The sequence below is a fragment of the Klebsiella oxytoca NBRC 105695 genome (assembly GCF_001598695.1).
Classification (GTDB): Bacteria; Pseudomonadota; Gammaproteobacteria; order Enterobacterales; family Enterobacteriaceae; genus Klebsiella; species Klebsiella oxytoca.
This window is the reverse complement of the sequence record NZ_BCZK01000001.1, coordinates 419,093-430,133: the sequence shown is the minus strand read 5'-3', so window position 1 is coordinate 430,133 and position 11,041 is coordinate 419,093. Positions and strand designations below refer to the sequence as shown.

Annotated in this window: 10 protein-coding genes; 8 read left to right on the top strand and 2 right to left on the bottom strand. The window is 55.0% G+C overall.

Features of this window, described 5'->3' with window-relative positions; genetic code table 11:
- Positions 1-13: 13 nt before the first annotated feature.
- A complete protein-coding gene (locus KO1_RS01885) occupies positions 14-193 on the bottom strand; it encodes a YoaH family protein (protein WP_004103292.1) in 180 nt (59 codons plus the stop codon).
- 90 nt (positions 194-283) lie between these two features.
- Between KO1_RS01885 and pabB the strand changes: the two genes are divergently transcribed.
- The 4 genes from pabB (at position 284) to pdeD (ending at position 5,500) form a co-directional block, all read left to right on the top strand.
- Complete coding sequence (gene pabB / locus KO1_RS01880) at positions 284-1,639, top strand: aminodeoxychorismate synthase component 1 (protein ID WP_004113732.1); 1,356 nt, start codon at positions 284-286, stop codon at positions 1,637-1,639.
- A 3-nt stretch (positions 1,640-1,642) separates the two neighbouring features.
- Positions 1,643-2,221: a CoA pyrophosphatase gene (locus KO1_RS01875; RefSeq protein ID WP_064406819.1), complete on the top strand. Its 579-nt coding sequence runs from the start codon at positions 1,643-1,645 to the stop codon at positions 2,219-2,221.
- A gap of 223 nt (positions 2,222-2,444) precedes the next feature.
- Positions 2,445-3,809: an L-serine ammonia-lyase gene (gene sdaA / locus KO1_RS01870; RefSeq protein ID WP_004103297.1), complete on the top strand. Its 1,365-nt coding sequence runs from the start codon at positions 2,445-2,447 to the stop codon at positions 3,807-3,809.
- Between the two features lie 128 nt (positions 3,810-3,937).
- Positions 3,938-5,500 (top strand): cyclic di-3',5'-guanosine monophosphate phosphodiesterase PdeD, encoded by a 1,563-nt coding sequence (gene pdeD, locus KO1_RS01865; protein WP_024274394.1) that lies wholly within the window; start codon positions 3,938-3,940, stop codon positions 5,498-5,500.
- Between the two features lie 38 nt (positions 5,501-5,538).
- On the opposite strand, the gene yoaE is transcribed toward pdeD, so the two are convergent.
- Positions 5,539-7,098 carry a CNNM family cation transport protein YoaE gene (gene yoaE / locus KO1_RS01860; RefSeq protein WP_017145648.1) on the bottom strand — a complete coding sequence of 520 codons (1,560 nt, stop codon included), beginning with the start codon at positions 7,096-7,098 and terminating at the stop codon, positions 5,539-5,541.
- A gap of 446 nt (positions 7,099-7,544) precedes the next feature.
- Between yoaE and manX the strand changes: the two genes are divergently transcribed.
- The 4 genes from manX to KO1_RS01840 are packed head-to-tail and all read left to right on the top strand — an operon-like array spanning position 7,545 to position 10,750.
- The gene (gene manX, locus KO1_RS01855; RefSeq protein ID WP_004103303.1) at positions 7,545-8,513 is read left to right on the top strand and encodes a PTS mannose transporter subunit IIAB; all 969 of its coding nucleotides are present in this window, start codon (positions 7,545-7,547) and stop codon (positions 8,511-8,513) included.
- 60 nt (positions 8,514-8,573) lie between these two features.
- The gene (manY, locus tag KO1_RS01850; RefSeq protein ID WP_004103305.1) at positions 8,574-9,374 is read left to right on the top strand and encodes a PTS mannose transporter subunit IIC; all 801 of its coding nucleotides are present in this window, start codon (positions 8,574-8,576) and stop codon (positions 9,372-9,374) included.
- 12 nt (positions 9,375-9,386) lie between these two features.
- Complete coding sequence (locus KO1_RS01845) at positions 9,387-10,238, top strand: PTS mannose transporter subunit IID (RefSeq protein WP_004103307.1); 852 nt, start codon at positions 9,387-9,389, stop codon at positions 10,236-10,238.
- Between the two features lie 53 nt (positions 10,239-10,291).
- Entirely contained in the window at positions 10,292-10,750 is a 459-nt protein-coding gene (locus tag KO1_RS01840) for a DUF986 family protein (protein WP_004113738.1), read from the top strand.
- Positions 10,751-11,041: the final 291 nt, after the last annotated feature.

Genomic DNA, 11,041 nt, shown 5'->3' with positions numbered 1-11,041 from the left:
AACTGGAGGGAGTTTACTCGTCTTCATCCTCAAAGCGCGCCACAATCCGATCGCCGGTATGGGAGGCGCGCAGTTCATCGGCCACTAAAGCAATAGCCTGGCCGCTGCTCATGCCCTGGGACATCAGCTCCTGAATTCTTTCCACTGCTTTTTGCTGTTGCTCGTGGCTCAGCGAAGGTAAACCTGCAAACATGACTGACTCCTGCTACATTGTGGGGCGTAATTATTTCACGCCGTCCTCTCGTATACCAGCGGGCGGTAACGATCAGGATTGAAGAAGACGATGTTGTCCCCCGCTATGATTTCCCTGCCCTGGCGTCCGGATGCCGCTGAATACTATTTTAGCTCCTTAAGTTCCCGGCCCTGGGCGATGCTGCTGCATTCCGGCTTTGCCGAACATCCGCATAATCGTTTTGATATTGTTGTCGCCCAGCCGCGCGCCACGCTGGTAACGCGTGGTCAAACGACCGTCATCAACGAGGGGGAAACCGTCATCACCTCTGACGCCGATCCGCTCACGCTCGTGCATCAGCAGCTGGCGCGCTTCAACCTGCATCCGCAGCCTCATCCGCATCTGCCGTTTCTCGGCGGCGCGCTGGGGCTGTTCGGCTACGATCTGGGCCGCCGCTTTGAATCTCTGCCGTCACGAGCGGATGCGGATATCGCGCTGCCGGATATGGCGGTGGGGATCTACGACTGGGCATTGATCGTCGATCACCAGCGTCGGGAGGTGTCGTTATTCAGCTATGACGATCCGCAGGCGCGCCTGGCGTGGCTGGAAGCACAGGCTGAGCCTGTCGCCGAAACCTTTACCCTGACCTCAGCGTGGCGCTCAAATATGAGCCGCGAAGAGTATGGCGAGAAGTTTCGCCAGATCCAGGCCTGGCTGCACAGCGGCGACTGCTATCAGGTCAACCTGGCGCAGCGGTTTACGGCAAGCTATCGTGGGGATGAGTGGCAGGCCTTCCGTCAGCTTAACCGCGCCAATCGCGCGCCGTTCAGCGCCTTTATTCGCCTGGATGAAGGGGCAGTATTAAGCCTGTCGCCCGAGCGCTTTATTCAGCTCCGGCAAGGCGAAATTCAAACCAGGCCGATTAAGGGGACGCTCCCCCGGCTGACCGACCCTGAGCAGGACGCGCTGCAGGCGCAAAAGCTGGCGAACTCGCCAAAAGACCGCGCCGAAAACCTGATGATCGTCGATTTAATGCGCAACGATATTGGCCGGGTTGCCGCTCCCGGTAGCGTCCGGGTGCCCGAACTGTTTGTGGTGGAGCCCTTCCCTGCCGTGCATCACCTGGTGAGCACCGTGACCGCCAGATTGCCTTCCCATCTGCACGCCGCCGACCTGCTGCGCGCGGCCTTTCCCGGTGGCTCAATTACCGGCGCGCCGAAGGTCAGAGCGATGGAGATCATTGATGAGCTGGAGCCGCAGCGGCGCAATGCGTGGTGCGGCAGCATCGGATATCTCAGCTTCTGCGGCAATATGGATACCAGCATTACCATCCGTACGCTGACGGCCTGGCAGGGGCAGCTTTACTGCTCCGCCGGAGGCGGGATTGTCGCCGATAGCGATGAAGCAGCGGAATATCAGGAAACTTTTGATAAAGTTAATCGTATCCTGCAGCAACTGGAGAGCTAGCACATGGCGGACAGCGCCATCGAACTTGACGATTTCCTTTCGCGTTTTCAGCTTCTGCGCCCGCAGCCCACGCGCAGCGCGCTTAACCAGCGTCAGGCTGCGGTACTGGTCCCGATTGTACGTCGCCCGCAGCCTGGGCTGCTGCTAACCCAGCGTTCGCCGCTGATGCGCAAGCACGCGGGTCAGGTCGCTTTCCCCGGCGGCGCGGTAGATAACAGCGATGCGACGCTGATCGCCGCCGCGCTGCGCGAGGCGCAGGAAGAGGTCGCGATCCCGCCAGAGTCGGTTGAGGTCATCGGCGTTCTGCCGCCGGTGGATAGCGTCACCGGCTTTCAGGTCACTCCGGTGGTAGGGATTATTCCACCTGACCTGCACTATCATGCCAGCCAGGATGAAGTCGCTGCGGTCTTCGAAATGCCGCTGGCCGAAGCGCTGCGGCTGGGACGCTATCACCCGCTGGATATCCATCGCCGCGGCAATTCGCATCGCGTCTGGCTATCCTGGTACCAGCATTATTTTGTCTGGGGAATGACCGCCGGTATTATTCGCGAGCTGGCGCTGCAGATAGGCGCTCGTCCTTAGCGCTACCCGCCATACTTCAGGTTGCGTGTACGCTAGCTTTCCTGCAACTCGAATTTTCCAGGGTATATACTTAATAGCGCGGGTTCACAGCATTAGTAAATCCGCGGTTATCCATTAGTTTAATTCATGTGAATACATAAGCTGATGGCCCGGTTCCCTCTTACACTATGCGCAGTGATTACATCGTTGTCGCACCCGCGACAACCCTGTCAGGAGTGTTAGCGTGATTAGTATATTCGACATGTTCAAGGTGGGGATCGGCCCCTCATCTTCCCACACTGTAGGGCCGATGAAGGCCGGTAAACAGTTCGTCGATGACCTGGTCGAAAAGGGATTGCTTAATACAGTGACGCGCGTGGCGGTTGACGTCTACGGCTCACTGTCATTAACCGGCAAAGGCCACCATACGGATATCGCTATTATTATGGGACTGGCGGGCAATCAGCCCGATACGGTCGATATTGACGCGATACCGGCATTTATTCGCGACGTTGAAACGCGCGGACGCCTGCTGCTGGCGCAGGGGCAGCATGAGGTCGATTTCCCGCAGAATGACGGCATGCGTTTTCGTAGCGACAACCTGCCGCTGCATGAAAACGGGATGACCATTCATGCCTGGGCTGGCGAGAAAGAAATCTACAGCAAAACCTATTACTCCATCGGCGGCGGTTTTATCGTCGATGAAGAGCATTTCGGCAAAGAGAGCGCCAGCGAACTTTCCGTACCCTACCCGTTCAAATCCGCCCAGGAGATGCTGGGCTACTGCAAAGAGACCGGCATGTCGCTGTCCGGCATGGTGATGCAGAACGAGCTGGCTCTGCACAGCAAAAAAGAGATTGAAGACTATTTTGCTAATATCTGGCAGACCATGCGCGCCTGCATCGACCGCGGCATGAACACCGAAGGCGTACTGCCTGGCCCGCTGCGCGTGCCTCGTCGCGCCTCGGCGCTGCGGCGGATGCTGGTTGCCAGCGATAAGCTCTCCAGCGACCCGATGAACGTGGTGGACTGGGTCAATATGTTCGCGCTGGCGGTCAATGAAGAAAACGCCGCTGGTGGCCGCGTGGTCACGGCACCGACTAACGGCGCCTGCGGCATCGTGCCGGCGGTACTGGCTTACTATGACCACTTTATCGAGTCCGTCAGCCCGGATATCTATATTCGTTACTTCCTTGCATCTGGCGCTATCGGTACGTTGTATAAAATGAACGCTTCCATTTCCGGCGCTGAGGTCGGCTGCCAGGGCGAAGTCGGCGTGGCCTGCTCGATGGCCGCTGCAGGTCTGGCGGAAATCCTTGGCGCCAGCCCCGAGCAGGTCTGCGTGGCGGCGGAAATCGGCATGGAACACAACCTTGGTCTCACCTGCGATCCGGTGGCCGGCCAGGTGCAGGTACCGTGCATTGAACGTAACGCCATCGCTTCCGTCAAAGCCATCAACGCCAGTCGGATGGCCATGCGCCGCACCAGCGAACCGCGCGTGTCGCTGGATAAAGTCATTGAGACGATGTATGAGACCGGTAAGGACATGAACGCCAAATACCGGGAAACGTCGCGCGGCGGCCTGGCAATCAAAGTTCAGTGCGACTAATCATTGCTCAACAGAATGCGCCCACGGGCGCATTCTTCTTTTTCCTCTCGATATTATCTGCGCCCACTACACTTGCTCTATAACGGCTGTTACTCTCATTAACACTTTTAGCCGACAGGGCGTCGCGCATGCAGACTGCACAAAAAGTTATCACAACCTATCGCAGGAAACGCATTCTGGTTTGCTTGCTGGTCACGCTACTTACGCTAACGACGACGTTAGTAATACGATTTATTTCGCAGCGTAGCCTAAATCAGCAGCGCGTCCAGATCAGCACCAATAAAATGGTGACCGCCATGGATAATATCCTGCGGCCTCTGGCGGCACAGCACGCACCCCTGCTGCACCTGGTAAACCAGCCCTGTCAGGAAATTCATCTCACGTTACGTAAGCTGGCGGCGTCGCTACAGACGGTGCGATCCATCGCCCTGGTGCAGTCGAAACAGCTGTACTGCTCCAGTATTTTTGGTCAACGAAATATTCCGGTGCACCAGTTACAGCCCGCCTTGCCGACCAGTCACCCGCTGCTTACTTTCAGCTACGACTCTTCGTTGCTCAAGGGAACGCCGGTTCTCATCCAGTGGTATCCCGCTTCGCTTAGCGGTGACGACGGCGTGCTGCTGGTGATTAATATCGAGCTGCTGGGCGAGTTAATTTTCAATGCAAAATCGGCGTTAATTACCGGAATTGGCCTCAGCGTCGGTGAAAAAAGCTTTATTAGCGGCACCGGGCTGGTCGATCACGAAGCGCTGCCAGGCGAGCAAATCATCTATCGCCAGCATTCGACGGAATTTCCTTTCACGATTAGCGTCAGCGGGCCGGGCGCCTCAGCGGTCGCCTTCAATGAGCTACCGGGCGAACTGCCCCTGGCGCTGATAATCAGCCTGTTGATGACCGGTATTGCGTGGCTGGCGACCGCGGGAAGAATGAGCTTTTCCCGGGAAATTAACCTTGGAATCGCCGCCCACGAGTTCACGCTTTGGTGCCAGCCCCTGCAGGACTTACGCACCCGGCAATGCTGCGGCGTGGAGATTTTGCTGCGCTGGAATAACCCGCGCAGAGGCGCTATTTCGCCGGATGTCTTTATCCCCATCGCCGAAGGTTATAACCTGATACTGCCCCTGACCCGCTACGTTATTTCGCAAACGGCCCATAAATTAGCCCTCTTTCCGCAGGATAAACAGTTTCACATCAGCATTAACGTCGCCGCCCGCCATTTCGCGAATGGCGAACTGCTGCGCGATCTGCATCATTACTGGTTTAGCGCCCATCCAGTACAGCAGTTGGTGGTTGAACTCACCGAACGCGACGTGCTCCAGGATGGCGATCACCATATGGCCGAACATCTCCATTTTAAGGGAGTAAAGCTGGCCATCGACGATTTCGGCACCGGCAACAGCTCTCTTTCCTGGCTGGAAAAACTGCGTCCTGATGTGTTGAAGATTGATAAGTCTTTCATCGGCGCAATTGGTGTCGATAGCGTCAACGCAACGGTGACCGACATGATCATCGCTCTCGCCCATCGGCTGAAGATAGTGATGGTGGCGGAAGGCGTCGAGACCCAGGAGCAGGAAGCCTATCTGCGCGACAACGGCGTCGATTTATTGCAGGGATATTATTATGCCCGACCTATGCCGGTAGAGGACTTTCCGCAGTGGCTGGCGGCGGAAAAGCGTCGGGAAATGCGGTAATAAACAGCCCGTCGGCATGAAACCGACGGGCACAAAGGTTACTCTTCTTCGTCGTTATACTGGCGCTGCTTGACGACGCGTACCAGATCGACGCGATAGTCGTTGGCTTCCACGATGGTGAACTGCAAGGGCAGCAGTTCCAGCACGTCGCCAGGACGGGGAATATGGCCGTTGACGGCAATGACCAGCCCGGCAACCGTCGCAATATCTTCGTCCTCATCGACCAGATCGTCGACGCCTACCGCCTGCTGCAAGGCATGCACATCGGTTGAACCTTTCACCAGCCAGCCGTCGCCATCAATGATAATTTCCGGCGTTTCGTCGGCGTCCGGGAACTCACCGGCAATCGCTTCCAGTACGTCCAGCGGCGTCACCAGGCCCTGCACCACGCCAAACTCGTTGGTGACGATGACAAAGCTACCGCGAGCCCGGCGCAGGACGCCCAGCAGGTTAATCGGGTCGAGGGTTTCCGGGACCACGATCGCCGGCGAAGCCGACGCCAGTGCGGCAACGTTTTCACCGGCTTCCAGCGCCACCAGCATCTCTTTCGCGCGCACGATACCAATGATTTCATCCAGCTCGCCGCGACATACCGGGAACAGGCTGTGCGGCGAAGAGAGCAGCTGACGGCGAATTTCTTCTTCACTTTGCTCGGCGTTCACCCAGCTTATTTCCCCACGCGGGGTCATAATGCTGCGCAACGAACGCTGGGCCAGGGTCAGCACGCCGTTAATCATATAGCGTTCTTCTTCAGCAAACGCGCCTTCCGGCACCGGCACCACCGAGGCGTTATCGCTATCGTGTGCCGCAGCGCTCTGTTTGCGGCCGCCCATCAGACGCAGAATCGCATCGGCGGTACGCGCGCGCAGAGGCAGCGTCGACTGGTGGCGAATAAAGTTACGACGCGCAATCTGGTTAAAGAACTCGATGGTAATCGAGAAGCCAATCGCGGCGTACAGGTAGCCCTTCGGTATATGGAAACCAAAACCTTCCGCGACCAGGCTCAGACCGATCATCAGCAGGAAGCTCAGGCAGAGCACCACCACTGTCGGATGCTGGTTGACGAAATTAGTCAACGGCTTCGAGGCCAGCAGCATCACCGCCATCGCAATCACCACCGCCGCCATCATTACCGGCAGATGGTTAACCATCCCGACCGCGGTAATCACGGCATCCAGCGAGAACACGGCGTCCAGTACCACGATTTGCAGTACAACCACCCAGAAGCTGGCATAACCTTTACCATGACCGGAGTCATGCTGGCGGTTCTCCAGCCGTTCATGAAGTTCAGTGGTCGCCTTAAACAGCAGGAATATCCCGCCGAGCAGCATGATCAGGTCGCGTCCGGAAAACGAGAAATCGGCAACGCTGAAAAGCGGTTTAGTGAGCGTCACCATCCACGAAATGACCGACAGCAGACCCAGGCGCATAAACAGCGCCAGCGAAAGGCCGATCAGGCGCGCCTTATCCCGCTGCTTTGGCGGCAGCTTGTCGGCAAGGATGGCGATAAATACCAGGTTGTCGATACCCAATACGATTTCAAGGACGACAAGCGTCAGCAAACCGGCCCAAATAGAGGGATCCATTAAGAATTCCATGAGCAGCTCCAGTTAACGACAGGCGTAGTCATCGCTGTGTCATGCACAGACGAGACACTTGTTGCTGGTGAAAAAACGTAGCAGGTGATGGCGGCAGACGAATGCCGGAAGGTGAAAAGGCGTCGGTGACGATCCATATAGCGGGCTATGCCCTATACTCCTGAGTGATTAAACGGAACGTAAACATAGCAAAATATAGAGCAATATTGGAAAAAATTTACCTGTCTTTGCAATAGCTAAGACTATTTTTTGCGCTGCAAAATAATTACCAACCGATGCAAAATTAGCGGAGCTTCATCACATTAATTATTTTTTCACTGTCTAAAATAATTCGCTGTAGTAATTACTTTATATCTTACACCCTTACTGAATCGATTTTGTTCGCAAGAGTGATTCAGGATGTATCACAACAGATGATGCATTCACGATTATAAAGGAGGTAGCAAGTGACGATTGCTATTGTAATAGGCACACATGGTTGGGCTGCAGAACAGCTGTTAAAAACGGCAGAAATGCTGCTGGGCGAACAGGAAAACGTTGGCTGGATCGATTTCGTTCCTGGCGAAAACGCAGAAACGTTGATCGAGAAGTACAACGCTCAGTTGGCAAAGCTGGATACAGCAAAAGGCGTGTTATTTCTCGTCGATACATGGGGAGGCAGCCCGTTTAACGCTGCCAGCCGCATTGTCGTCGATAAAGAACATTATGAAGTCATCGCGGGCGTTAATATCCCGATGCTGGTCGAAACGCTGATGGCGCGCGACGATAACCCGTCGTTCGATGAGCTGGTTGCCCTGGCGGTGGAAACCGGTCGCGAAGGCGTGAAGGCCCTGAAAGCGAAGCCGGTGGAAAAGGCCGCCCCTGCTCCGGTTCAGGCTGCTGCACCGAAAGCGGCTGCGCCGCTGAAACCAATGGGTCCAAACGACTACATGGTTATCGGGCTTGCGCGTATCGATGACCGTTTAATCCACGGGCAGGTCGCCACCCGCTGGACTAAAGAAACCAACGTTTCCCGCATTATCGTCGTCAGCGACGAAGTTGCGGCGGATACGGTACGTAAAACGCTGCTGACTCAGGTTGCACCTCCGGGCGTTACCGCCCACGTTGTAGACGTCGCGAAAATGATCCGCGTCTATAACAACCCCAAATACGCAGGCGAGCGCATTATGCTGCTGTTCACTAACCCAACGGACGTTGAGCGCGTGGTTGAAGGCGGCGTGAAAATCACCAGCGTCAACATCGGCGGTATGGCTTTCCGTCAGGGCAAAACGCAGGTGAACAACGCCATTTCGGTCGATGAAAAAGATATCGAAGCGTTCAAAAAGCTGAACGCCCGCGGTATCGAACTGGAAGCCCGCAAAGTTTCCACCGACCAGAAACTGAAAATGATGGATCTGATCGCCAAGGTGAAATAAGTCACCCCGCAGATCGCAACGCAATTTTCAACTTAAGACTTAATCAACAGGAGAAGTGCAATGGAGATTACCTTTCTTCAGATTGTGCTGGTGTTCATCGTCGCGTGTATTGCGGGTATGGAGTCGGTACTTGATGAATTTCAGTTCCACCGTCCTCTGGTGGCCTGTACGCTGATTGGCGCCGTTCTCGGGGATATGAAAACCGGTATTATTATCGGTGGTACCCTGGAAATGATCGCCCTGGGCTGGATGAACATCGGTGCGGCCGTTGCGCCGGATGCCGCCCTTGCATCTATTATCTCTACCGTTCTGGTTATCGCCGGCCATCAAAGCATCGGTGCCGGTATCGCGCTGGCCATCCCGCTGGCTGCGGCAGGCCAGGTTCTGACCATTATCGTTCGTACCATCACCGTTGCCTTCCAGCACGCGGCGGATAAGGCCGCCGAGAACGGAAACCTGACGGCCATATCCTGGCTACACGTTTCCTCTCTGTTCCTGCAGGCCATGCGTATCGCTATTCCGGCGGTTATCGTGGCGATTTCCGTGGGCACCAGCGAAGTGCAGGGCATGCTGAACGCCATTCCAGAAGTGGTCACCGGCGGTCTGAACATCGCGGGCGGCATGATCGTGGTTGTCGGTTATGCGATGGTCATCAACATGATGCGCGCAGGCTACCTGATGCCGTTCTTCTATCTGGGCTTTGTTACCGCCGCGTTCACCGATTTCAACCTGGTCGCTCTGGGTGTCATTGGTACCGTGATGGCGGTGCTCTACATCCAGCTGAGCCCGAAATATAACCGCGTAGCGGGTGCGCCTGTGCAGGCTGCTGGTAATAACGATCTCGACAACGAACTGGACTAACAGGTGAGCGAAATGGTTGATATGACTAAAAATACCACCGAGAAAAAACTGACTCAGAGTGATATTCGTGGCGTGTTCATTCGTTCTAACCTGTTCCAGGGTTCATGGAACTTCGAACGTATGCAGGCGCTGGGCTTCTGCTTCTCCATGGTACCGGCTATTCGTCGCCTGTATCCGGAGAACAACGATGCGCGTAAACAGGCGATTAAACGTCACCTTGAGTTCTTTAACACCCATCCGTACGTTGCAGCGCCGGTTCTTGGCGTTACGCTGGCGATGGAAGAGCAGCGTGCTAACGGCGCAGAGATTGACGATGGTGCTATTAACGGTATCAAAGTTGGCCTGATGGGCCCGCTGGCTGGCGTAGGCGACCCAATCTTCTGGGGTACCGTTCGTCCGGTATTCGCCGCACTCGGCGCTGGTATCGCGATGAGCGGCAGCCTGCTCGGGCCTCTGCTGTTCTTTATCCTGTTTAACGCGGTGCGTCTGCTGACCCGTTATTACGGCGTAGCGTACGGTTACCGTAAAGGTATCGACATCGTTAAAGATATGGGCGGCGGCTTCCTGCAGAAACTGACCGAGGGGGCGTCTATTCTCGGCCTGTTTGTCATGGGGGCGCTGGTTAACAAATGGACGCACGTCAACATTCCGCTGGTGGTCTCCACCATCACCGGTCAGGATGGCCAGACGCGCGTGACCACCGTGCAAACTATCCTTGACCAGCTGATGCCGGGACTGGTGCCGCTGCTGCTGACCTTCGCCTGTATGTGGCTGCTGCGTAAGAAAGTTAACGCCCTGTGGATCATCGTTGGCTTCTTCGTCATCGGTATTGCAGGCTACGCAGTCGGCCTGCTGGGCCAGTAATCAATACGTTGTGCGCCGGGGGCTTGCCCCCGGCTTTTTTATTTGGAGGATGGATGACAATCACGGACCTGGTGTTAATCCTGTTTATTCTTGTACTGTTCGCGTTTGCGGTTTACGACCAGTTCATCATGCCGCGCCGCAATGGCCCCGTTTTGCTGGCAATCCCCCTGCTCCGCCGCAATCGCGTCGATGGCATTATCTTCGTCGGTCTTATTGCCATTCTGATTTATAACAACATCGCTAATCATGGCGAACTTATCACCACCTGGTTATTATCTGCCCTGGCCTTAATGGGGTTATATCTTTTCTGGATCCGTTCGCCCAAAATCATCTTCAAAAAGCAGGGCTTTTTTTTCGCCAATATCTGGATTGAATATAAGCGTATTAAAGAGATGAATTTATCAGAAGACGGGGTGCTGGTGATGCAATTAGAACAACGTCGCCTGCTGATCCGCGTACGAAATATCGACGACCTGGAAAAGATATACAAACTTCTCGTTTCCACTCAATGAGTTAACAATATAGCTTACGCTATATTTAATCATTTCCCGGCGGCTGAAACATAGCCATAGCTATATTTCAGCCGCTTAATTCAACGATATTTATTAACGAATCATTCACCTCTAAATTCAAATGAAAATCGTTATCATTTGGTTATTAAAATAACGCGATTCTGTTATTGTTTTATATTCTAAAATTATGTTAAGGTTGCGCCCGTCGTTGGGGAGTAGCCAATTTTCTGCCTGTCGGAAAATGTACGTGTCAACATACTCGTTGCAAAACGTGGCACGTGCGGGTTGAAG

Excerpts from the sequence above, each read along its gene's own strand:
- KO1_RS01885 (WP_004103292.1), bottom strand. The coding sequence starts at position 193 with ATGTTTGCAGGTTTACCTTCGCTGAGCCACGAGCAACAGCAAAAAGCA.
- KO1_RS01845 (WP_004103307.1), top strand. The coding sequence starts at position 9,387 with ATGGTTGATATGACTAAAAATACCACCGAGAAAAAACTGACTCAGAGT.
- pabB (WP_004113732.1), top strand. The coding sequence starts at position 284 with ATGTTGTCCCCCGCTATGATTTCCCTGCCCTGGCGTCCGGATGCCGCT.
- manY (WP_004103305.1), top strand. The coding sequence starts at position 8,574 with ATGGAGATTACCTTTCTTCAGATTGTGCTGGTGTTCATCGTCGCGTGT.
- KO1_RS01840 (WP_004113738.1), top strand. The coding sequence starts at position 10,292 with ATGACAATCACGGACCTGGTGTTAATCCTGTTTATTCTTGTACTGTTC.
- yoaE (WP_017145648.1), bottom strand. The coding sequence starts at position 7,098 with ATGGAATTCTTAATGGATCCCTCTATTTGGGCCGGTTTGCTGACGCTT.
- KO1_RS01875 (WP_064406819.1), top strand. The coding sequence starts at position 1,643 with ATGGCGGACAGCGCCATCGAACTTGACGATTTCCTTTCGCGTTTTCAG.
- pdeD (WP_024274394.1), top strand. The coding sequence starts at position 3,938 with ATGCAGACTGCACAAAAAGTTATCACAACCTATCGCAGGAAACGCATT.